The sequence below is a fragment of the Nostoc sp. PA-18-2419 genome (assembly GCF_005869855.1).
Taxonomy (GTDB): Bacteria; Cyanobacteriota; Cyanobacteriia; order Cyanobacteriales; family Nostocaceae; genus Nostoc.
On the sequence record NZ_SZNH01000033.1, the window covers coordinates 85,518 to 108,725 of the forward strand.

A 23,208-nucleotide genomic window follows, 5' to 3' on the forward strand; every position below is an offset into this window, starting at 1 on the left:
CAATCGGTTAACTACGCTAACAATCAGCAATATGCAATCAGTAACGATCAGTAATCGATTTATTTTAGGCATAGTTGCCTTTAGTGTGAGTTTTGGACTTAGCCTTGTTCCCAACTGGGATTTTAATAAAGCCTTTCTCACGGGTGTAATTACTGGACTTGTTATTTATGGAACAGCCTTATTCGTAGATAAGCGACGTAGAAATTACGAAATGTTTATTTTAGGTTCTCTCCGGAAGCGAATTAAAGAAATGGAGGGATTAAAAGCTCGTATTGTTAGAGAAATTAATCAAATAGAAGAACATCATAATTTATTATATACAGAGTCAAAACAGCTCCAAAATCAAGTAACTGAAAACCGTAGTCAAAGGGACAGTTTGCATCGAGAAGTAAGAACAATTGCTGGGCAAAAAAAGCAGTTAGAAACTGAAATCAGCAATTTGCAAATTGAACTGAATAACTTTGAAAAAAACCAAGCAGAATTGAACAATACTTTTTCTAACCTAACAGCAGAAAAACGTCGTTTAGAATCAAATTGTCTTATATCCCGTGCTGAAATTACCCAATTGCAAAGTCAAATTTCCGAATTTCAACATCAAAAACAAGAAGTTGAAAGCAATTTGACTCTTTTAGGCAGACTAAAACCCCAACTAGAAGAAAAATTATACGAACTAAGAATTACAATTCAAGAGCTAGAAATCAAAGTCAACAAAGAAAATGAACTACTTTTAAGGACAAAAGCTGAGAGAGAAAATGCCCAAGCTTTCCTGAATTCTTCACAAACTCAAATAGCTATACAAAAAGAAGAATTAGAGCAATTAGAGGCACAACTTTCATTATTGCAAGAAGAGCGAGACTTGCTGCAAAATCAAGTGTGGGATTTACTCCAACAGATAGAAACGCTCAATCCCGAACATGTGACTGGTAACTTAACAGAAGATGATCATGAATTGTTTCCTTTTACAGAAATAATCGAATCTTCAACAACAATAGATTCCCCAGAAGTTGATCCCTTAGAACGTATCCCTGAAGAATGGACTAATTTTTTGCTAAATTTACCAGAATATGAATTACAAGTATTAAAAGCTATAGTTGAACAAGAGAATACCAAAGCTATTATTAAAAAAATTGCTGAAGCAAATATTACTATGCCAAATCTGCTAATTGATTCTATCAATGAACGAGCAAATGATACTATTGGTGAATTAATAATCGATTCAGATTCAGAAATTCCAGAAGTTTATTCAGAGTATAAAATCCATGTCAACAAAATGATTGCAATGTATGACGAGATTATGACTAAACATGCTCAAATGTGAAGATTAAGGAGTCAGGAGTCAAAATTCAAAATGATTATATAATTAATAATCCATAGTACGCTTGATTATTAAAAATTATTCAAGTTGATGAGAAAAGTCTTCTTCATCTAACTTCTGGATTCTAAGTTATAACTCTGAAATTGACCAATTCTGAATTCTGATGTTGTCAGATTATTAATCAGGTGATAATATACCTTACCTAGTTGCTGCGTGCTTCTGCGTTTAAAATAAACTAAAGTGTAATACATGGCAAAGCTCAAAATCTCGAAAAAAATATCCACTGCTTTGATTAATTCCCTTGGTGCGGGAGTAGTACCAAGAGTCGGAGTTGAACATATAGCAGTAGGTCGAGAAAAAGAACTCAAAAGCTTATTACAAAATCTTGACGATATTGCAGAAGGTGTAGCAGCATTTMGGTTTATAATTGGTAATTACGGTTCAGGCAAAAGCTTTTTACTGCAATTAATTCGTAACCGAGCGATGGAGCAAGGTTTTGTGGTAGCTGATGCTGATTTATCCTCTGAACGCCGATTAGCAGGAAGTAAGAATGAAGGTTTAGCAACCTATCGAGAATTAATCAGCCATCTAGCTACAAAAACTCGTCCTGATGGTGGTGCTATAGTCTCAATTTTAGAAGGATGGATTAATAAAATTCAACAAGAGGTGGTTAAAGAAACTGAAATGCGTCCAAATGACGATGGTTTTGATGACCAAGTTGAATTAAAAATTAGGGAAGTAGTTCAATATATTGAAGATTTAGTTCACGGTTTTGATTTTGCTAGTGTTATTATTGCTTATTGGCGTGGTTACAGATTGGATGATGATAATTTAAAAAATGCTGCAATGCGCTGGTTGCGTGGAGAATTTACTACTAAAAGCGAGGCAAAAGCAGCTTTAGGAGTTCGCATCATTATTGATGATGATAGTTGGTATGACTATATCAAATTGCTTGCTAAATTTGTCGCTGAGATTGGCTATAAAGGACTATTGATTATAATTGATGAAGCTGTAAACTTATATCAAATATCTACTACAGTTACGCGAGAAAAAAATTATAATCGACTTCTAACAATGTTTAACGATACCATGCAGTGCAAAGCAGAATATCTTGGTATTGTTGTTGGTGGAACAACTAAATTTTTAGAAGATCCGAATAGAGGACTTTTTGCAGACCAAGCTTGGCGAAGACGCACCAAAGAAAGTCGTTTTGTCGCACAAGCTAATGTTCAAGAAATTTTAGGCCCAGTGATTCGGCTAAATCCGTTAAGTGAAGTAGAAATTTTGACACTTTTGCAACATTTAGCTGAAATTCATGCACTCAATTTTGCTTATCAACAAACTTTAACAAATCGGGAATTAAAAGAGTTTGTACAAGAAATTGTTAATCGCTTGGGTGCAGAAGCATTACTTACACCAGGGGAAATTGTACGAGATTTTATGAGTGTGTTAAATATTCTTTTTCAAAATTCAAAAATTATATTTGGTGATTTAATTCATGGCTCTAAATTTAAACCTACTGCTGTGGGTAAAGATACAGATGGAGATGAGGATGATGCAGCTGAATTTAGTTTGTAATTGATTCTCTAGTAATTGGTAAGGGACTTCCAGAAAATAAATTATTCAATTTCATGCCCATCAAAACGACTTTCTCTCCCCCTGCTCCCTGCTCGCTGCTCCCCTGCCCTCAAGGCGTTCGCGTAGCGTCCCGCAGGGATGGAATATTTTTTTAATTGGAAGTCCCTAAGCCTAGCTAATTGTTACAAATAAATAGAATTTTCAAAACCTCTTTCTTTATCGTGAAAAGAGGTTTTGAGTATACTTTACAACTTTTCAAACAATCTCTGATACCAAGATAATGTCTTATCCTCATCTAGACAATGGAAACAGATCCAAGCGTATAACTCTGGAGGAAGATAATGGAATCATTTGCAGAATTGTAACCAGCAGTTGCGTCATTGAAAGCGAGGAAGGTACCGCTAATACCATTAACAGTAAATGCTTTAGAACTGTTGGCTGTAAATACACTACTCTTGAGTAAAGTAGAGATATTTGCCGCAGTTAAACTAGCTATCTTACCAACGGAGGTAGTCAGCGTTACTGCCGAACCACCAACACGGTCGATTTGCTCGCCACTAGTATAGCCAGTAATCACATCATAGCTAGCTAACAACGAGTCACTCAAAGCAGTGTAAGTGAACTTATCAGTTCCAGTGCCACCAGTTAGTACGTCTTTGCCAGCACCACCATTGATTATGTCATTTCCAGCACCACCGTTGATTGTGTCATTGCCAGTACTTCCGGTAAGCGAGTTGTTACCAGCGTTACCTGTAATTGTGTTATTGAGACTATTGCCATATCCATTGATAGCAGCAGAACCAGTCAGAGTCAGGTTTTCTACGTTTGCTGACAAGGTGTAGGTGATAGAAGAATTTACTAGGTCAGTGCCCGGAGAGCTATACTCGTTTACTACATCGTTAACACTATTAACATAGTAAATGTCATTGCCAGCGCCACCATAGTAGGCGTTATTACCAGTCCCACCGACTAATGTGTCATTGCCATTAGCGCCATTTAAGGTATCATTGCCAGCCCCACCATCGAGATAGTCATTGCCCTCAAGCCCACCATTAAGGGAGTCATTGCCGTCGTAACCGTAGATAATGTTGTTGGCAGTGTTACCTTTAATCGTGTTACTGAGGCTATTGCCATATCCATTGATAGCAGCAGAACCAGTCAGGATTAAGTTTTCTACGTTTGCCGATAAGGTGTAGGTGAAAGGAGAATTTACCAAATCAGTACCCGCAGAGGTATACTCAGTCACTACATCTTTAACAGTCTCAACATAGTAGACATCATCGCCAGTACCACCATATAAGAAATCATTGTCAGTGATACCAGGGACATCTAATGGACTATAGTTAATACTACTTAGTAAGGTGTCATTACCACTACCACCATTTAAAGTGTCATTGCCACCACTACCATTGAGGGAGTCATTGCCAACCCCACCATTTAAGGTATCATCACCATAACCACCAGTGATTGTGTCATCGCCATTTCCACCTAAAATCGTGGTGTTATAAGTATTGTCCAGGAAACCGCTATAGATTTCGTCATTGCCATCACCACCGATTACAGTACCGCCACCGCGGTCAAAATTGATGTAGTCGTCACCAGCGCCCCCATCTATCGAATCGTTAATACCACCAAAAGTTATGATGCCGTCATCGCCATCACCACCCAGTATAGTATCCGTACCGTAGTAATCTTGGATGCTGTCGTTACCAGCACCGGCATCTATAAAGTCATCGCCAACGCTATTAATTTTGTCATTGCCAGCTCCAGCATAGATGTAGTTCGACCAGGAACTATCCTCGTAACCGTCTTCCTCTTGACCGATAGTATCATTGCCACTACCACCATAAATGGTGTCTGAACCATAGCCACCATTTAGGAAGTTGTTCCCGCTACTATACCCTGCATAAAGGTAGTCATTACCTTCATTACCAGAGATGGTGTCGTCATAGTAATAACCACCATAGATGGTGTCGTTGCCATTATTACCAATAGCATTTAGCGCATCATACACATAGTAGTAGTAGTCACCAGAATAGTTGTACTCTGAGAGATAGTCGAAGTAGTCGGAACCCAATGTTCCGTTATAGTAATAAGTCATAACATTACCATCAACATCAAAATTGGCATCGTTGTCATTACCATAATCGGAGTCATCAATACCAGCTTGACCTGCTTCACTCATAAAAGGTTCTCCTTAAACTCAGGTTGATGTGTAAATCAAGTTAATATGCAGTTTGCATATAGATGAAATGAACTCACCTAGTAAAAATAGGTGAGTTTCACTAGCCTGTAATTGTGCAATTGGCAATCTATCCCCTCTAAGAAGTTAGGGATATGAATACTGCTCATCGAAATACTCTACGACTAAATAGGAAATTTGTCGGTCGGAAAAGGTCGGAAAAAAGTCGGATCTTGATTGTGTTCCATAAGCTTACCACCATTAGCAACAAGTTAAAAAGGAGTAAATTTTGTCAATACGTCTAAGTATAGAAATAAATTTGTATTAGAAAAGCTTTGTCGCTTTTATAGCTACAAATTGGGTATCTTTTAAAATGGAAGTCCCTTAGCTCGACTTCATCCATTTTTTAATTTAGGTAATCGCCTAAGCTGAAACCTTTGTGGGATGACAGATATTTGACTTTTTGGATTTCATTGAGAACCCTGATATAGAAAAAGTATTTGCCAAAAAACCAGGGTTTTTGCAGGATAAAGAAAACTGAATTCTTAATTTTGGATAAAGTCGAGCTTAGATCTAGATAATGTCTAAACCTGATCTAGACAATGGAAACAGATCCAAGTGTATAACTCTGGAGTAAGATGATGGAATCATTTGCAGAATTGTAGCCAGCAGTTGCGTCATTGAAAGCGAGGAAGGTTCCGCTAATACCATTAACAGTAAATGCTTTAGAACTGTTGGCTGTAAACACACTACTCTTAAGTAAAGCAGAGATATTTGCCGCAGTTAAACTAGCTATCTTACCAACGGAGGTAGTTAACGTTACTGCTGAACCACCAACACGGTCAATTTGCTCGCCACTCGTGTAGCCAGTAATCACATCATAGCTAGCTAACAACGAGTCACTCAAAGCAGTGTAGGTGAATTTATCAGTTCCAGTGCCACCAGTCAGTACGTCTTTGCCAGCACCACCATTGATTGTGTCATTACCAGCACCACCATTGATTGTGTCATTGCCAGCACTTCCAGTAAGCGAGTTGTTACCAGTGTTGCCTGTAATTGTGTTATTGAGAGTATTGCCATATCCATTGATAGCAGCAGAACCAGTGAGAGTCAGGTTTTCTACGTTTGCTGACAAGGTGTAGGTGATAGAAGAATTTACCAAGTCAGTGCCCGCAGAGCTATACTCGTTCACCACATGGTTAACACTATCAACATAGTAGACATCATTGCCAGTGCCACCATAATAAAAGTCATTGCCAGTCCCACCAAAGATGGTGTCATTACCAGAACTACCATTTAAGGTGTCATTGCCAGCACCACCATTGAGGTAGTCATTGTCAGCACCACCATTTAAGGTGTCATTGCCAGCACCACCATAGATGTCATCATCGCCAGCTCCACCTAAAAGGGTGCTATTGTACGTATTGTTGAAGTTATAGATACTGTCGTTACCAGCCCCGGCATCTACATAGTCGCCACCATAACCACCATAGATTCTGTCATCGCCATCTCCAGCATAGATGTAGTTAGTAGCGTAATCGTAACCAGCAGAGATTTGATCATCACCAGTACTACCATAGATGGTGTCTGAACCATAGCCACCATCTATGGTGTTGCTGTAGCCATTGAACGAAAATAGATAGATATAATCGTCACCAGCGCCACCATCTATGTAATTGTTGGCGTAATAGTAATCACCGCCATAGATGGTGTCATTGTCATCACCACCCAGTAAACTATCGCCACCATAGTAATCAAGGATGTAGTCGTTACCAGCGTCGCCTTTTATTAAGTCGCCACCATAACCACCATATATGTTGTCGTTACCAGCTCCAGCATAGATGTAGTTAGAGTCAAAATCGTAACCACCATAAATGGTATCGTTGCTACTACCACCATAAATCGTGTCTGAGCCATAGCCACCATTTATGTAGTTGCTACTGTTACTATATCCTACAAAGTAGTCATCACCACTGTTAAAGGCGCCACTACTAGCATCAACTGGATCTGAATTACTCATAAAAAGTTCTCTTTAAACTTAGGTTGATGTGTGAATCAAATTAATATGCAGTTTGCACATAGATGAAATGAACTCACCCAATAAAAATAGATAAGTTTCACTACCCTGTAATTGTGCAGTTAGCAATGTACCCCCTCTAAGAAGTTGGGGATACGAATACTGCTTATCGAAATACTCTACTGCTAAATAGAAAGTTTGTCGGTCGGAAAAGGTCGGAAAAAAGTCGGATCTTGATTGTGTTCCGTAAGCTTACCACTAACTACAGGTATTTTCAGATAAATTAACAAGATTTATCTCACGCAGAAATGCAAAGATGCACAGAAGAAGCAAGAGTGTAGTCTAAATAAATAAAAACTGCTGTAATATACTTGGAAGAATAGAACACTTTTTTAGGCGATCGCACTTACCAAATCATTGACCAACACCTTCTGGAAATAACCTGCTCAAGTTCAATAATGCATCTTCAAATCCAGGAATAACTACTGATTGATTTGATAAAAAAATCTGTCTGCTCAGATAGCTAAACTGGCTTTGAGCATTTTGATACGGTTGACTGTAACACTCAAGTTGACGAGTTGGTAAATTCACAATCCAATAACGCTCGATTCCGGCTTCTGCATACAAAGATAGCTTTATTGTTTGGTCGTAATCTAAAGTTTTGTCTGAAATTTCAATTACTAATAAAATATCTTCTGGATAAGGATGATGAGCGAGATAATCTTCATCTTTTCCTCGTGCAATAACGACATCCGGTTCAGGTTCGCTTTGATTAGGAAGTGCGATCGGATCTTGTCCCCGGATGACTGCTCGCTCTCCTAAAAGCCGATCCAATTGACGGCATAAAATAGAACTACAAACTGTATGAGGTGTTCCTTTTGCAGTCATTTGAATCAGTTCTCCTCGAATTAATTCAATCCTATCGCCCTCTGGAAAAAATCCGAGTTCGATCAACTGATGGTATTCAGCGATCGTAAATCTTTTAGGTGTGACAACATTCATCTTAATCACGCTGATTTTACTTTTATTTGTACGCTAGCAGAGATTAAATTGATTGCGTTATTTACCGCCGCAAACTTCGCAACGCCTCAAACTCACGCCAGCAAAGATACAATGCACGCGGTACGTGAAAGCATCCTTTCCATTTGCCGCCTTTGAGGTTCAACAAAACTTCTCCCCGCCGATTAAGATAGCCAAACCACTCACCAAACTCGGAATCAGCAAAGTGTGACCAAGCGTAATCGTGCATCTTTTGATACCATTTCCAACACACCTCACGCCCCGTCAAGCGATAACCCATCGCTAATGCAACCAAAGATTCAAGGTGAACCCACCACAGCTTTTGATCCCATTCGAGTTGCTGTGGTGGATGACTGGCTGCATCAATAAAGTAATACAACCCGCCATACTTGCTGTCCCAAGCAAAATTCAGAATATTTAGCACCACATCAACAGCTTGATTAATAGTTTTGGTATCATTTTTCCGACGAGCGATGTCCATGATAAACCACATCGCTTCGATACCGTGACCAGGGTTAATCAACCTTCCCTCAAAACAATCGATGTGGGAGCCGTCAGGAGCAACGTTTTCATACATTAGTCCCCGTTCTTGGTCGAGAAAATTGGTCATTACTTCCCGGACAGTTTCAGCTAGGACATTTTCTAGGGTTTCTTTGGGCAATAACCATTCCATTTCTAGAGTGAGGTTGGCTAAAATCATCGGTACAGCCAATGATTTCATCGGGCGTGTGCTGGGATAGGTTTTGTTATATTTGCCCTTGGGATTATCCTTGCGACGTAAAACGTTATTGTAAGCTTGCATTGCCACATCTGTCGCCCAGTCTTCACCAGATACGAGTGCATATTGGCTAAATGCCATCGCCGCAAAACAATCAGAAAAGATATTGTAAGGCTCAACCAGTGGTTTGCCTTCACGAGTGAGAGCAAAGTACCAGTTACCATCGCTATCTCTACCATGTTGAGCGAGAAAATTAGCACCATTACTGGCGATTTTTAACCAATTTTCGCGTTTTTCTAACTGGTTATAAAGCATGGAAAAAGTCCACACTTGACGATTTTGCAGCCAGATAAATTTATCTGTATCATAAACTTTACCCTGGCGATCGAGGCAGGTAAAATAGCCGCCTTGCTCCCAGTCTAGGGAATATTTTTCCCAAAATGGCAGGACATCGTTGAGGAGTGCGTTTTTGTAAAGTTGAGCAAGTGCTTGAAAATTATACTCCATAAATTTTCTTCTCTTTTTCCTAAGAGCGACAACTTAACAGTCATCGTAAGTTACCAATTAGAAAGAAGCAAAGATATGTAAGTAGAGCAACGCAAATAAAGCTAACTAGCAAGAATCGTCATTGGTCATTTGTAAAGGTTTAAACTATATTTATATTTCTTAATATAGCTAAGTTTATTCTCCCCGATTTACTTAGTGGAGGAGTGCAAAGGGTGAGGGGATAAAAACAGAAGTCACAACTCGTAGGTTTTTGGCTATTAGAGTAGCGATTGACGGTGTCTGTCTATTGTTTAGTAGACGCTTTGGGCGAACGAGACGCTGCACTAATAACGAACAGAACTTCACAGGACAAGGGGACGTGGAGAATGACAAATGACCAATGCCTCATTCCCTTAGTAGGTTTTATCTGAAAAGACCATACTAGGGTGAGCATGATAATGTCTAGCCTATAAGCTTTTATTGTGAGGTTTTTATGAGTCAGATTGAACGAATAGCGATTGTTGGAGGAACACACGGTAATGAATTAACAGGAGTACACTTAGTTAAAAAATTTCAGCAATCTCCAAATTTAATTAATAGACAAAATTTAGAAACTTTAGTATTACTTGGTAATCCCAAAGCTATTGCAGAAGGTAAACGTTACATTGACAAAGATTTAAATCGTTGCTTCACTCATCAAGACTTAGAAAATCCAAATCTCTTAAGTTACGAAGATACGCGAGCAAAAGAAATTAAACAAATACTGCAACCGCAAAATCAGCCTTTTGTTGATGTAATCATTGATTTGCATAGCACTACTGCCAATATGGGTTTAAGTTTGATTTTTGGCGAACTGCATCCTTTCTTACTTCGTTTGGCTGCTTATTTAAGTTCAAAAAATCCTTTAGTAAGAGTTTGTGTTAATCAACAATCAAAAAAAGGTGGATTTCTGCGTTCTTTGTGCCAATTGGGTTTTGTAATCGAAGTAGGTACTGTTGCTCAAAATATCTTAAATGCTGAATTATTTCAAAAAACAGAACAACTTATTTATTCAATCTTGGACTATTTTGAATCGTGCAATCAAGGTAATATTCCTCAGACAGACAATACAGTTATACTCTATCAATACATTAAGACTATTGATTATCCCCGAGATGAAAACGGTGAAATTCAAGCTATGATTCATCCCCAGCTTCAGTTTCGCGATTATCAACCTCTGAATCCAGGTGAGCCAATATTTCTAAATTTTGCTGGAAAAGAGATTTTATACGAGGGACTATCTACTGTTTATCCTATTTTTATTAATGAAGCAGCTTATTATGAAAAAGGAATTGCGATGTATTTAACTCAAAAGCACCAAAAGGTAGTTTGAGATAAATATGTAATTGTCATTAGTCCTTTACAAGTGAAAAATAACTAATGACAATCTTCACAAACAAGAGTGCAATATCTCAGTGCATTAACTTAATAGCAACGGTGATGGTAATTCCTATGCAGATAGTCATAATTTCTCAGATAATGATAGTATAGCGGCTTATAAACTCCTTGATGGTAATTTCTGTATCGATTGTGATACTGTCTCCGATAATAAATATTTTGGGGATAATAAAGTCTTTGATGGTAATAATTTCTATACCTTTGATGATACTGTCTACGATACCTGTAATAGTGGCGTCGGTATTTTCGGTGTTTGAAATTTTTAGTATCAGCTTGTGAATCATTTGAAACTGAGGAATATAAAGAATTTAGGACATCTGGATTTACATTTGTCTGAACAATTGGGGCAGTTAATTCTTCAGAAATTGGTAGCATATGCAACTGATTTTTTCCAGATGCTGCGGCTATTTCCAATCCCAAGCAGCTGGGCAATAATAAAACACTGATTACAAATTTCCAAAACATTGTTTCATGCTCCTATTTGTTGTTCCCTGGCTTAGCTAGGGAATGCCAACTGATGTAAAGCTCTGGCAAAAAGTAGGAATTACGCAGTGAAACAAAAAATTAAGGTTTGTTTCTATTGAACGAAAAATAGAGCCTCTATAAATGATCTAACATAAAGATTCTATTAGATATAGTTATTGGCGATCGCTTGAATATTTTTTAATATTTATTAATAGTCAAAAAGCTACATGTGAAGTTCAGCTCACCCTAAGTCGCCACTCAGACTTCTGTTTGTAGCAGTCCTAACAAGAATTCTTCAACCGAACAATTTCAAAAAGCAAATGTATTTGAACACTAACTATACAGATGTCAGGACTCATACACTCCAACCACCCGCGCCTGTTCAATCACATGGTCAGCGATCGCATTAAGTAGTTGCTCACGGTTCATATTTGACTTTAAGTTAAGCTCTGCATCCAGGGCATACAACCAAAAATAGTAATGGTGAAGTCTATGTCCCTGTGGTGGAGCAGGTCCAGTATATCCTGGCTGATTCTCACTGTTCAAGCCTTCAGTAAATTTACTACCACCTGCCTCGGTAATCTGATTAATTGTTGGCGGAATATTGTAGACTAACCAGTGAGTAAAACCTTGTGGCAGAGGTGCATCTGGGTCATGGCAGATCAGTGCTAGTTGTTGAGTTCCGGCAGGCAGTCCACTCCATTCCAAAGGAGGAGAGATGTTTTCACCATCACTAGTATACTGTTTTGGAATATGTTCCAAAGATGTAAATGCAAGGCTATAAATCTGTAGATCCTTGATATTTAATCCCATTGTGTATTTCCTTTAACAACAATCAGCTGCATCGAAGAATTCATCGCAGTAGCACAGTTTGAGCATTGATGCGAATGCAAAAGAGGCTGTTTATTAGACTTGATTGCCGATAGCATTAGAGATATGCGTTACAATCGACAGCTGACGGGTCAACGAATGATTCATAAATGTCAAACTCTTAGGTAACTGCTTAATACTCACTTGCAATACCTTAATTGTGTGTAGTTATCAGACTGTTTGAGCCGATGATAAATTTTTAACCCTTATTATCCTAAGAAAGCTATTGTCTAATTGCGTCCTCCTACTGAAGGATAACAACTATATATTTAAGGTATTTAATCAAACAAAAGGTTATCTACTAGTAATCATTACTCTGCATTAAATAGCTTAACAAGTCCGATCAGTTGTGTACTGAGATGAAATCTATCTAGGGACTAGTTTTTTAATAAGGTATCAATAATTTTGTTGCAAGAAAACATTCTTTCACCTCTTTCTTTTAGTAGTCGGCATCTAAACCAAAATTAGGTGTACTGGTAGTAAGGCAAAGGGATAATTGTTCAATGGCTCAGACTCAAAAACAAGGAAAACCAACGGATGGTCAGCCAGACGAGTGGCAGCAAGACTTGAATCCACAACCTATGGCTGGTCAAAATTATGGTTCGTCAGGAACGCATCCAGAGAAAGCAGGTTTAAATGCCTATGAGATTAAAGAACTGCATGACAAACTCCCAGATTATACACACGAAGAACTAAAACAAATTACATTGCTACCAGTTGGAAGTCGCTTGGAGCAAGGTGCAAAGTACATTGACCTGAATGACCCACAACGTAACGAGTTTACAGCAATGGGTGGTATGGAAGCGGGTTCTAATAACTGGTATGTACCGAAGACTGAGGTCAGTTATCAGCTTTGGAATCGGTTAATCGGCGTACAAAATCCTGAGCGTTTAGGAGAACAGGGCGAATCTTGAATAACAACCCAACAAATCACCCCATCCACTTGTGACTCAGCAAGCGGTATGCTCAATTTTCCATTAATAGTAGCGTAGGCTAACACCGCAGGCATCGCCTACTGCTCGTATGTTGAGCAAATCTATACATTGCAAGCTTTTTTGTCTTTGAAACTGAGAAATAAAAAATATCCCACTGTTCACAATCAACTGTCATCAGTCATCAGTTATCTACCTGATGACCAAGAATTTAAAGCTTGTTTACGTTGTTGATTTTTTTCAGATGGATTCAATTCTAAAGCACTTTGCTTTTTGAAAACTTCGGGATTATACAGTCCTGTTTCCCAATTACCATACATCGGATTGGGAAGAACAATGTATGCAGGTTCAATCACTTTACTGTTGTAATCTGCATCAAATATTCCGTAGTGTTGACGATTCTGATCTACATGATTGCGTCGTTGTTGATTATTCTTGCCTGCTGTCTCATCAAAATCATTGAGATTATCGCCTATTAAAGCAATCACAGTATATTTTTTACCATCGGCCTTACCATTTTCTATTGCTTCTCGTCGCCATTGTTTTGAACTATTTTCTTTAGCATCAATAATTTTGCTAAACTCACCCCTTAATAATACTGTAGTAGTATTAACTCCTTTAAAACCAGTTGATTTTAAATTATTGATAGTTGCTATTTCTAAATCATTATTTTGGCTATCTTTTTTACTACTTTTATCCCGGTTAGAAATAAAAAAAACTTTACCACCATTATCATTAACATAATTTACAAAATTGGCAGCACCAGGGACAGCCTTAGCTTTGGCAGCCGCTACCCATTTATTCCATGTTGTTAGTTCAAAAGTATTATTAGTATCAATCAAACCAGCGTGATAAGCACTATTATCAAGAACTGTCTCGTCAATATCAACAATAACGGCTGGGTTGCGTACTTCTTTAGCTTTGGCTTGCTCAAATACGAGTTTACCTACATTGAAAGCTTGGTATGTCAGAGCTTGATACTCCCCTGATTGCTGTACCCAATTAATTGCTAGTATGGACTCTTCATTTAGCTGTGTATTAGTAATATCTGCTGTGTCTTGTTTGAGTCCTAAAAGAAGCAAACTTGATGTAAATAATGTAGAAAATGTAATAAACTTAAAATATGGGTGATACATTTTATGGATTTATCCTTAATACTTAGTTAACTAAATACCTGTCGTTAACAAATTTATTTGTACAGTTATATACTTATAGCACACTGAGAAAAAATGTCACCTAAATTTATTAGATAAAGTTAATTTTAATACTCAGTGTTATGTATACATGTTAACAACTCGATATTTGCATTAGTGGAGAAGCTTTGAGCAACATTAACCAAGAGCGATCGCTCTGGCATGACGCTGTGGAGATTTGCCATAAACCTAAAGAAAATTTTTTGGCTTTGAGATTTCTTTCATTTAGGTTATTGTAATTGACCGTGCCAATCTCAGCAAACTTAACAGCTTGAACTTGTTACTGAAGGTTAAACATTCACTTTTTAACCAATTAAAATTTACCATTATTTACAAACTGTAAAATATATTGATATGTCATTTGTGGCTGTTCAATTTGGGGGGCATGACCGCAATTTTTGACCTTTATTAGCCGCGAATTGGCAATATCTTGCTGAAATTTTTCTGCATCTTCAGATGGGAGCATATCATCAGCTTCTCCCCATAAAATCAGTGTTGGTTTATCAACTTGGGCAATTCTATTTGCCAAGTTAATATAACCACCAGTTTTAACATAAGAAATCATAGCATCATGCCAATTAGGCATTTCTTGGTGTAGCATCGCACACTGAATAGCCAAAAGTATTTTGGGATTAAAGCTAGCAAAAATACTGCCGAAATTTAATGCCAAAATGTGGCGTTGACGTAAGTATTCTACAGCAAGAAAGTCAAAAGGAGGAAACAAGTATTTGCTGAAGGCGGGAGCGCAAGTATAACCTAAACTATTAATCAATACTAGCGATTTTACAACTTGAGGATAAGTGAGAGTAAACTCGATTGCAGCTGCACCTCCCATTGATGCACCTACTAGTGTAATCGGTCTGTTGATTAAAATTTTCCAAAAATTGTAAAGGTGAATTTGGATTGCAGTTGGGCTGTAGGTTATTTCTTTTTGCCTTTGTGTAAAACCAAAACCTAACAAATCTAATGCCCATGTTTCATTTTGAGTAGCAAGTAATGGCAACAGGAAACGGAACTCTAGGATTGAACTGTCGAAGCCGTGTAGCAGCACAATTGGTGTTCCTTCCCTACCTTTGTGGATGTAGGTTGTGAGGATGGGGTGTTGACTGAGGGAAGTTGTAAGGGCAATTCTCTGAATACTTTGGACGAAAGCGATCGCTTTTGGGTCTGTTAGTTGATTAACTTGTAATGGCAGAAAATTAGGAAACATTGGTATTTACTCTAAACTAATTTTCCACAAACCAGAGAGCGGATTGGACTGTTGTAATTGACTATCGCTGCTACCGAGCCAATTATCGCCATACACCAACCCAACACTGAATGTTCCATTTAGAGGATATTGTCCTAGTATTCCAAAGCCTTCAATATTATTTGAGTCAGTGATTACCTGCCCCTTCAACTGTATAGTTATTTGGTTGCCGTCGTTAAAGTAAATTGTGGCTCGTTTGTGATGAAAGCGTACCTGAACTTTGTAGACACCACCAGTTGCATAATAGTAAGCTTTTGCAGGCAGCTTTTGACCGTCAATATTTTGTCCTTTAAACTCAACAGCCATAGCCGAGGTGTTTAGTAGCAACAGGCCTGACAAGACTAACCATAAAAGTTTCATTGGTAATAACGAAGGCTTTCAAGTAAACTACTTTCTACTTTAAAATAGCATTCTGTTCTGACTTCTAAATTCTCCTTTAAGACAGGTTCAAGCGCTTGCGAATATCAAATCGAAATCAAGTTATATAGCAATATTGCTTTCAGGGACTGACAAATAAAAAATATCACCCTGCTCACACTCAACAGTCAACAGTCATCATATCAAGTTCGCTTAATTACTTATAATTCAAAATTCTCCGCGTCAGAGCGTCCCCGTATCCCCCAAAGTTCAGACTGCCCAAGCCATCGCTTTGATTTCTCTGTGCGTCAGCCTTAATTATAAGCATTCATCAGAACATGATATCAGTCAGCAACTTCAAATGGGATAATTTATTTCTTGGAGTTCCCTTAAATGCTTACCTTGTCAGTCGATACATAATTACTTTTCCTTTCCAATTTTCTTCCACAAATACCAAATACTCTCCATTGGAACGCCGAAAAGCGCGGATACCGTAGGGTATATCAATCCAACCACTTTCACTGCCAACCTCTGGCCCTGGTTTTAATTGTTGGACTTGGACTCCTGTGGTTGCATTATAGACATATACTTCTGCGGTTTTAACTGTGACAGCGAAGACATAATCTCCCGCGACACTCATCGCAGCTGTAGAAACTTGGCGTTTGCCGGTGGTATCGTAGGGAATCACAGTTCGCCACCGGGGGGTGCGATTTCCTTTACTCCAGTTGTCAAAACGGGCAATCTCAGATCCGACAACTCCGGTATCATCACCGGATGCAGGGCGGTCTACTGTGAAGCCTGACAAATACATCGTATCTGTTTGGGGGAAATATTCAATGCGCCGCAAATCGTTAAATATCTTAGGAGTAGTTTGCTTTTCCATCGAGCTGTAGCTGTAGATGGGGTTACCTTTAGCATCTATTCCCTTTAAAGGATAATGTCGGATAGCAGTACCATCTTGGGTTCGCAAAGCTTTCCAAACATCTCCTTTGCTGTCTACCCACCAGCCACCGAGATAAGGATAATCTTTACTGGTATCATATTCGTTCTTTTCAAATCTGCCATTGCCATTGCTGTCTCGCCAGATCCATTCTCCCTTTTCTGGTTGCTGTGGCGGCCAATTTCCTGCAAGAAATTTTTTATCTGTATTAGTGCCAACAAACATGCCGGCTGGGATGGCGATTTTACCATCTGTAGCTGGATTGAAACGATATATTAAAAGAAAGCTGCTATACATGTCTGTGAGGAACAAAAACGGCTTGCCTTGAATGCGGCGCACAAATGTTCCATCAGCCGATGTATGCAAACGTGGATCTTGAGGATATTTAAAAGGATTTAAAGTATAGGCTTTGTAAGTCCATTGCTTACCAGCAGGTTTACTATAATCCATCTGATATTGTTCTTGTTTTGTGAATAAATCTATACCATCAGTCTTCGGATCGGCATCTGCATTATCGACAAATATTAAACCTAGCGATCGCCACAGTAGTTTACCTGACGGCGCAAATTTCCGCAAATCTGTTCCTGATTTGTTGAAACCATTACTATTTATATAGATATTACCTGATACATCTGTACCAACTCCGGTAAGTCCATAAAGTTTCAAATCTCGAACTTCACCAGGAATACCTGCATAGATACCGCCTTTATAACCAAAACTGCCTACTTGTATCGGCTGCTCTTTAATCTCATAAATCAAGATTTGCTGACGCGAACCATTTTCTGCTACTAACAGCTTACCTTGAGAATCGATGGCGATCGCTGTTGGTTCGGTGATATCTGCAATCTGTTGAGGTAATTGCTTTCCACTTGCGGAATAATATAAAATCTTTGGCGGATTACTACCATTTTTGTTTTGAATAATCCAGAGATTTTTTTGTTTATCAATAGTTATTGCACCAGGATTAGCAACACTAAAGCTGCGAAGCTCCTTCATCGTGTCAGTATCATAAACCCGAACCTGATTAGCAGCAAAATCACTCACATATAACTCACTTCCTCCAATTGCTAATCCAGTGACTTCGCTTTTAGTGCTGATAATTAACATACTTTTATCCCAGCCCCGTCCCTCAGCAAACGGTGCAGGTTTTCCGGATAAATCATAGCGTCTAACGCTGTGCCAACTTATTCCTTGTGATGGATAATCTTCTTTTGTATTGCCTATTGCACCTTGAGTCATGGCAATGAAAATATATTTATTATTTGCTGTTACAGCTTTGCCACCACCACGTCCCCAACCGTGAGTATCACCGACAGCACCAATAATTTTACCATCCTTATATATTCCTGCTTCTGTTGCCGCCTCATCCCAATGGCTATTTGTATAGACTGTACCATCGGGGGCAACATACATTGCTTCTATATTATTTTGTATCCGCAGATTTCCACTGCCAATACTATTACCTATCCACGATGTTTTATAAGTGAGTGTGGATGTTCCAGTTGTCGCCCAATCTGTTGTAATGCCAATGGTAGTAACCACCACTCCCACAATTAAACTGAGTAAAAATTTCAAAAATTTATTTCTTTGCAAATATCTGAAATTAGATAACTTTTTAATTTGTTGCTTGAACTCTTGATAGAGTCTCTTTAACTGCATCATTAATTTCTTCTTCATTCAAATTAATTTAAATTTTTACAGAATCTTATTTTTGCCAATATTTCAGATTTTTATCTCCTCTGTGTGCCTCTGCACGATATTTTTTCTAATTGATGTTCACAATCTAAATAGAATAACTGTATATACAATCATTATTTTGCAAATCAGTAAAAAAATAATTTGTTTAAATTGATAAAAATACTGTGAATGTATTTCACAAAATAATGTATTAATAACTACTATCAATTTTAGAATATTAGTAAAATTGAATACTAAATTTAAACATATTGATTAATTGATAGATTTTTTACCTTTAGCTATCGAAGATTCATCTTCTTCAAACAACAAGTATCATATTTATCATACTCAGTATTCTTCAGTTAATTAAAAGACAAAATTAAGTTGCTTGTTGACGTAAAGATATAAATAGTTTATAAATTGGTGTTCTCTCAAAAAATATTATTGATAATGTGTATATTCTTTGAAGATATTTGTATGATAAGCATTCATGAAAAATAAAAAAGAAAATTTAGCTTCCACATCTGCATCTATTCTCACCTTGGGATTAGGTTGGTTTCCGAAAAATCCCGGAGGATTAGAAAGATATATTTATGAACTAACACATAAATTAGCAGCAAATCAAGACCAGGTTGAATTATGCGGAGTTGGTTTACCACAGGCTGACCTAAATTACCCAATTAAGCTGACTAACTTAGCCTCTGTTGATACTAATATTTGTCAAAGATTATGGTCAATTCGCAGAAACTTCCAGAAAACCAGAACAAATAAACCAGATGCAATTAATCTACACTTTGCATTATACAGCTTTCCTCTTTTAGATATTTTGCCCAAAGGAGTACCAGTTACTTTTAACTTTCATGGTCCTTGGGCTTTCGAGAGTAAGCAAGAGGTGGTTAATAAAAATCTTAGTCTGACAATTAAGCATCGGCTGATAGAACAAACGACTTATAATCGCTGCGATCGCTTTATTGTTCTCAGCAAAGCATTTGGCAATATTTTACATCAAAAATATCAAGTACCGTGGAATAAAATTAATGTTATTCCTGGTGGAGTTGATATTAACTCATTTCAACCAAATTTATCACCCCAAGAAGCTTGTAGACAATTAGGCTGGCCTGATAATCGTCGGATTCTATTTACATCACGCCGTTTAGTACATCGAACTGGGGTTGACAAATTATTACAAGCGATCGCTATAATTAAGCCCAGAATACCAGATATTTGGCTAGCGATCGCTGKTCGTGGTCACATCCAAGCTGCACTACAACAACAGGCTACAGAATTAGGACTAGAGGACAACGTTAAATTTTTAGGCTTTTTACCTGATGAGCAATTGCCTATAGCTTACCAAGCTGCTGAATTAATTGTTATGCCTAGTCAATCTTTTGAAGGCTTTGGATTAGTAATCATCGAATCTCTCGCTTGTGGTACTCCAGTTTTATGTACCCCTGTCGGCGGAATGCCAGAAATTTTAGCAGAATTTTCACCTGATTTAATTACTACTTCCACCGATGCATCAGCTATTGGTGAAAAATTAGAACAAATACTACTAGGAAATATTTGCATCCCATCACGAGTAGACTGTCGCCAGTATGCTACTACACACTATGACTGGAATCAAATTGCTCAGCAAGTAAGGAATGTTCTATTACAGTAGCAATATGAATAAAATTATCTAAATAAATATAAGTTTTATGAAAATTCTTTTTTTAGACCAAAGCGGTAAACCAGGTGGTGCAGAATTGTGTTTACTAGATATTGCTAAACCCTATCGACATGATGCTTTAGTAGGTTTATTTGCAGATGGATCGTTTAAACATTTACTACAGCAAAATAGTATTCCAGTAGAAGTTCTCACAACTCAAGCGATTCAAGTTCGCAAAGAAAGCAGTTTGATACAAGGTTTAAAGAGTTTAGGACAACTTACACCTTTAATTACTAAAGTAGTTAAAAAAGCGCATGAATACGATTTAATCTACGCTAACACTCAAAAAGCATTAGTTGTAGGAGCAATAGCAAGTTTTTTGAGTCATCGTCCTCTGGTTTATCATTTACATGATATTCTTTCTCCAGAACATTTTAGCCAAACTAATATTCATATTGCTGTTAACTTAGCTAATAATTTCGCCTCGTTAATAATTGCTAATTCTCAAGCTAGTAAAGCAGCATTTATGCAAGCAGGAGGACGCCCAAATATCATCGAAGTTGTTTATAACGGGTTTGAACCAAAAATTTATCAAAATCATCAGTCTGACATCAATAAATTGCAGCAACATTTAGGATTACAAGGAAAGTTTATAGTTGGACACTTTAGCCGTCTTGCACCTTGGAAAGGGCAGCATATTTTAATTGCTGCGCTTGCCCAATCTCTGCAAGAAGTCACAGCAATTTTAGTCGGCGATGCACTATTTGGTGAACAAGATTATGTCCAACAGTTACACCAACAAGTTACTGAATTGGGGCTAGAAAACCGCGTCAAATTTTTAGGATTTCGTTCAGATATTCCCCAATTAATGGCAGCTTGTGACTTAGTAGCACATACCTCCACGTCCCCAGAACCTTTTGGTAGAGTGATTGTTGAGGCGATGCTATGTGGTAAACCTGTCGTTGCAGCAAAAGCTGGAGGTGCGATGGAATTAATAGAACACGGACTTAATGGTTTTTTAGTCACACCAGGAGAACCCCAAGAACTTGCACAAGTAATTACTACCTGTCTTCAGGAAACAGAAATAACTGCAAGTATAGCTAATAACGCCAGCATTACTGCTAGTGAGCGTTTTGATATCGCAACTATTAATCAGCAAATTGCTCAACTACTTAAATCAGTGCTAGACATCTCCAGAAATTAAATATGGGTTATCTAAAACCCTTGTAGAGATATAGCAGTGCTATGCCTCTACATTCTTTTTTGGGGATGTCTACTAATATCTAATCCTAATTTTCCAGATTATTATAGGCCATCTCCACAAAGGAGATCATGTCCGGCGATTTTTGGCATTGCATAATTTATACTTCAATTATCAAACGCCCTGGCTGAAAATTTAGGGTTTATAGGTGTAACTACAAACCGACTAATTCACGAGACTCAAAATCAGTGAGTTGTTGAGCGATCGCTAATCTGGCTTCCAACTTTGCTACACTAAACTGGTTACGCAGATATTCCAAATGACCGATGGCATTTGCCTTTTCCCCAGTCAAGCGGATTAAAGTATCCATCGCTTTTTGATATTCCTGATTCACAAGCAGCACTTCAAAACGTCGCGCCTTGCGTTGAGCATCATTTTTCAAATCCATCTCAAAAGCAGCAACACGATCTGCATTGCCTTCAAATCGGTTAATTTGGTGCTGCACTGCCATCAACTCAGAGTCTATTTCGTTAGCCCGTTGGGCAGCTTGAGCGATCGCACCTGGATAATGACTCAGTTGCATCATCTAATAATTTTCCTCTAAGGTCAAGAATTTAATGTTTAAGCATAAAACAAACCCCGGAATCCATTTTCCCAAAGGCTGTCACTGACAAGCTTTACACTTAACTAAGATTGGTGAACGCTATATATTTATTATAGTAAAAATGTATTGATTTAGCAGACAAAAGGTGGTATTTTAGCACAACTGATTAAAATTTTTCCGTCTCAGAGCATCGCTAACCCAGGATTAAGGGAACTCCAAGAAATAACAACCACTTCAACTTGCTGACTGAGGACTGATGAGAGGCAGTTGCTTCAACGAGGGGAACACTTACAACGCACTGGTCCCTGTTGAGTGCGAGCAATAGGATATTTTTTATTTGTCAGTTGTTAAAGACTTATCATTAAGACTACAGGTAGGCAAAAAGAGGCTTTTCTGGTTTTTGCAGCAGTATCAAGCTCACTTGCGATCGCACTAATATTTTTCATAACTCAAATAGGATTGCTATAGGTTACTTTTCAAGAATTAGTTTACAGTAACTTTACTGAATTCTCATAATAATAAAGTTATAATAAACTCTCAGAAAATTTTAAATTAAAACTTTGTGTTTCTATAATAATTAGCTATACACGATTTTCAGAGTTTCAGGCATATTTTCACAACTCTTGATAGTGAGAAAGCAATTATTTAGAAATTGGGTTATGTAGGCCTCATATCTGATTATGTGACAGCATGAATTACATCTTAGACAATAGATAAAAAGCGCTCTTGCAAAAGTAATAATTGCTTTTGCAAGTACCTATTGTCTGTAATCTTATTAGTTGCCCAAGTAAATAAGTTCTCCAAATCAAATCAAAACAGGAATAAAAAATTGAATTTTAGTTGCAGCAAAACAACTTATTTTTAGGCTTTGCTACAACTAAAAATACTGTGAGTTTTAGCGTAGCTCACCGCAGGCATCGCTTTTTCATACATCTAGCAATGCGCTGTTCTCAACAGTGCAATAGTTCATGTTGTTTGATAAAACTCACTACAAAAAATGCCTAAGACTTAAAGCATTACAAAGACAAATTTTGAGCGTATATTTATACACCTAAAACAAAATCGGAGTCATTTGAATGGCTACATTTACCGTCACTAACACCAACAATAGTGGTGCTGGTTCGCTGCGGCAAGCAGTTCTGGATGCCAATGCCCTTACAGGAAGAGACATTATCAACTTTAGTGGAGTGTTTAGTGATAACATCGCTGATACTATAACTCTGACTGGAAGTAGTCTGACCATCACGGATAGCCTGATTATTGCAGGCAGATATGACAAATCGCCAACTATTAATGATAATAGTGTCAACCGTGTTTTT

18 protein-coding genes are annotated in these 23,208 nt (G+C 37.8%); 7 read left to right on the forward strand and 11 right to left on the reverse strand.

Going from position 1 to position 23,208, the window contains the following annotated elements; translation table 11 throughout:
• Positions 1-31: 31 nt before the first annotated feature.
• Together FCR06_RS25595 and FCR06_RS25600 are read left to right on the forward strand one after the other, a co-directional pair.
• Positions 32-1,318 (forward strand): tellurite resistance TerB C-terminal domain-containing protein, encoded by a 1,287-nt coding sequence (locus FCR06_RS25595; protein WP_138504738.1) that lies wholly within the window; start codon positions 32-34, stop codon positions 1,316-1,318.
• Between the two features lie 246 nt (positions 1,319-1,564).
• Entirely contained in the window at positions 1,565-2,893 is a 1,329-nt protein-coding gene (locus FCR06_RS25600; RefSeq protein WP_138504740.1) for an ATP-binding protein, read from the forward strand.
• A gap of 295 nt (positions 2,894-3,188) precedes the next feature.
• Here FCR06_RS25600 and FCR06_RS34425 read toward each other — a convergent pair whose 3' ends face one another.
• From FCR06_RS34425 to FCR06_RS25620, 4 genes are all read right to left on the reverse strand, one after another.
• A complete protein-coding gene (locus tag FCR06_RS34425) occupies positions 3,189-5,078 on the reverse strand; it encodes a calcium-binding protein (protein ID WP_138504742.1) in 1,890 nt (629 codons plus the stop codon).
• 592 nt (positions 5,079-5,670) lie between these two features.
• Positions 5,671-7,095, reverse strand: coding sequence for a calcium-binding protein (locus FCR06_RS25610; protein WP_138504744.1), 1,425 nt, complete (start codon positions 7,093-7,095; stop codon positions 5,671-5,673).
• A 411-nt stretch (positions 7,096-7,506) separates the two neighbouring features.
• Positions 7,507-8,094, reverse strand: coding sequence for a Uma2 family endonuclease (locus FCR06_RS25615; RefSeq protein WP_138504746.1), 588 nt, complete (start codon positions 8,092-8,094; stop codon positions 7,507-7,509).
• A 61-nt stretch (positions 8,095-8,155) separates the two neighbouring features.
• Positions 8,156-9,337, reverse strand: a complete 1,182-nt coding sequence (locus FCR06_RS25620; RefSeq protein ID WP_138504748.1) for an AGE family epimerase/isomerase — start codon at positions 9,335-9,337, stop codon at positions 8,156-8,158.
• 472 nt (positions 9,338-9,809) lie between these two features.
• On the opposite strand from FCR06_RS25620, the gene FCR06_RS25625 reads away from it, so the two are divergent.
• Positions 9,810-10,688 (forward strand): aspartoacylase, encoded by an 879-nt coding sequence (locus FCR06_RS25625; protein ID WP_138504750.1) that lies wholly within the window; start codon positions 9,810-9,812, stop codon positions 10,686-10,688.
• 139 nt (positions 10,689-10,827) lie between these two features.
• On the opposite strand, the gene FCR06_RS25630 is transcribed toward FCR06_RS25625, so the two are convergent.
• Together FCR06_RS25630 and FCR06_RS25635 are read right to left on the reverse strand one after the other, a co-directional pair.
• Positions 10,828-11,037 carry a hypothetical protein gene (locus FCR06_RS25630; protein WP_138504752.1) on the reverse strand — a complete coding sequence of 70 codons (210 nt, stop codon included), beginning with the start codon at positions 11,035-11,037 and terminating at the stop codon, positions 10,828-10,830.
• 529 nt (positions 11,038-11,566) lie between these two features.
• Positions 11,567-12,031: a YbhB/YbcL family Raf kinase inhibitor-like protein gene (locus FCR06_RS25635; protein ID WP_138504754.1), complete on the reverse strand. Its 465-nt coding sequence runs from the start codon at positions 12,029-12,031 to the stop codon at positions 11,567-11,569.
• A gap of 560 nt (positions 12,032-12,591) precedes the next feature.
• Between FCR06_RS25635 and FCR06_RS25640 the strand changes: the two genes are divergently transcribed.
• Positions 12,592-13,002, forward strand: a complete 411-nt coding sequence (locus FCR06_RS25640) for a hypothetical protein (RefSeq protein WP_138504756.1) — start codon at positions 12,592-12,594, stop codon at positions 13,000-13,002.
• Between the two features lie 206 nt (positions 13,003-13,208).
• Here FCR06_RS25640 and FCR06_RS25645 read toward each other — a convergent pair whose 3' ends face one another.
• From FCR06_RS25645 to FCR06_RS25660, 4 genes are all read right to left on the reverse strand, one after another.
• Positions 13,209-14,156, reverse strand: coding sequence for a 5'-nucleotidase, lipoprotein e(P4) family (locus tag FCR06_RS25645; RefSeq protein ID WP_138504758.1), 948 nt, complete (start codon positions 14,154-14,156; stop codon positions 13,209-13,211).
• Between the two features lie 370 nt (positions 14,157-14,526).
• Positions 14,527-15,423, reverse strand: a complete 897-nt coding sequence (locus FCR06_RS25650; RefSeq protein ID WP_138504760.1) for an alpha/beta fold hydrolase — start codon at positions 15,421-15,423, stop codon at positions 14,527-14,529.
• Positions 15,424-15,429: 6 nt separating this feature from the next.
• Entirely contained in the window at positions 15,430-15,768 is a 339-nt protein-coding gene (locus FCR06_RS25655) for a hypothetical protein (RefSeq protein WP_223280287.1), read from the reverse strand.
• A 448-nt stretch (positions 15,769-16,216) separates the two neighbouring features.
• Entirely contained in the window at positions 16,217-18,436 is a 2,220-nt protein-coding gene (locus FCR06_RS25660) for a hypothetical protein (RefSeq protein WP_138504764.1), read from the reverse strand.
• A gap of 490 nt (positions 18,437-18,926) precedes the next feature.
• Here FCR06_RS25660 and FCR06_RS25665 point away from each other — a divergent pair, with 490 nt between their 5' ends.
• Both FCR06_RS25665 and FCR06_RS25670 read left to right on the forward strand, forming a co-directional pair.
• A complete protein-coding gene (locus FCR06_RS25665; protein ID WP_138504767.1) occupies positions 18,927-20,096 on the forward strand; it encodes a glycosyltransferase family 4 protein in 1,170 nt (389 codons plus the stop codon).
• A 37-nt stretch (positions 20,097-20,133) separates the two neighbouring features.
• A complete protein-coding gene (locus FCR06_RS25670) occupies positions 20,134-21,288 on the forward strand; it encodes a glycosyltransferase family 4 protein (protein ID WP_138504768.1) in 1,155 nt (384 codons plus the stop codon).
• A 211-nt stretch (positions 21,289-21,499) separates the two neighbouring features.
• Here the strand turns inward: FCR06_RS25670 and FCR06_RS25675 are convergent, their stop codons facing one another.
• Positions 21,500-21,871, reverse strand: coding sequence for a hypothetical protein (locus FCR06_RS25675; protein ID WP_138504770.1), 372 nt, complete (start codon positions 21,869-21,871; stop codon positions 21,500-21,502).
• A 1,094-nt stretch (positions 21,872-22,965) separates the two neighbouring features.
• Between FCR06_RS25675 and FCR06_RS25680 the strand changes: the two genes are divergently transcribed.
• Positions 22,966-23,208 (forward strand): hypothetical protein (locus tag FCR06_RS25680; protein WP_138504772.1); only part of this gene is annotated, 243 nt, incomplete at its 3' end.

What these genes read in the sequence shown, in the direction of transcription:
- FCR06_RS34425 (WP_138504742.1), bottom strand. Translation starts at nt 5,078, where the DNA reads ATGAGTGAAGCAGGTCAAGCTGGTATTGATGACTCCGATTATGGTAAT.
- FCR06_RS25640 (WP_138504756.1), top strand. Translation starts at nt 12,592, where the DNA reads ATGGCTCAGACTCAAAAACAAGGAAAACCAACGGATGGTCAGCCAGAC.
- FCR06_RS25670 (WP_138504768.1), top strand. Translation starts at nt 20,134, where the DNA reads ATGAAAATTCTTTTTTTAGACCAAAGCGGTAAACCAGGTGGTGCAGAA.
- FCR06_RS25620 (WP_138504748.1), bottom strand. Translation starts at nt 9,337, where the DNA reads ATGGAGTATAATTTTCAAGCACTTGCTCAACTTTACAAAAACGCACTC.
- FCR06_RS25660 (WP_138504764.1), bottom strand. Translation starts at nt 18,436, where the DNA reads ATGAAGAAGAAATTAATGATGCAGTTAAAGAGACTCTATCAAGAGTTC.
- FCR06_RS25610 (WP_138504744.1), bottom strand. Translation starts at nt 7,095, where the DNA reads ATGAGTAATTCAGATCCAGTTGATGCTAGTAGTGGCGCCTTTAACAGT.
- FCR06_RS25595 (WP_138504738.1), top strand. Translation starts at nt 32, where the DNA reads ATGCAATCAGTAACGATCAGTAATCGATTTATTTTAGGCATAGTTGCC.
- FCR06_RS25630 (WP_138504752.1), bottom strand. Translation starts at nt 11,037, where the DNA reads ATGATTCACAAGCTGATACTAAAAATTTCAAACACCGAAAATACCGAC.
- FCR06_RS25625 (WP_138504750.1), top strand. Translation starts at nt 9,810, where the DNA reads ATGAGTCAGATTGAACGAATAGCGATTGTTGGAGGAACACACGGTAAT.
- FCR06_RS25635 (WP_138504754.1), bottom strand. Translation starts at nt 12,031, where the DNA reads ATGGGATTAAATATCAAGGATCTACAGATTTATAGCCTTGCATTTACA.
- FCR06_RS25655 (WP_223280287.1), bottom strand. Translation starts at nt 15,768, where the DNA reads ATGGCTGTTGAGTTTAAAGGACAAAATATTGACGGTCAAAAGCTGCCT.
- FCR06_RS25615 (WP_138504746.1), bottom strand. Translation starts at nt 8,094, where the DNA reads ATGAATGTTGTCACACCTAAAAGATTTACGATCGCTGAATACCATCAG.
- FCR06_RS25675 (WP_138504770.1), bottom strand. Translation starts at nt 21,871, where the DNA reads ATGATGCAACTGAGTCATTATCCAGGTGCGATCGCTCAAGCTGCCCAA.
- FCR06_RS25650 (WP_138504760.1), bottom strand. Translation starts at nt 15,423, where the DNA reads ATGTTTCCTAATTTTCTGCCATTACAAGTTAATCAACTAACAGACCCA.
- FCR06_RS25645 (WP_138504758.1), bottom strand. Translation starts at nt 14,156, where the DNA reads ATGTATCACCCATATTTTAAGTTTATTACATTTTCTACATTATTTACA.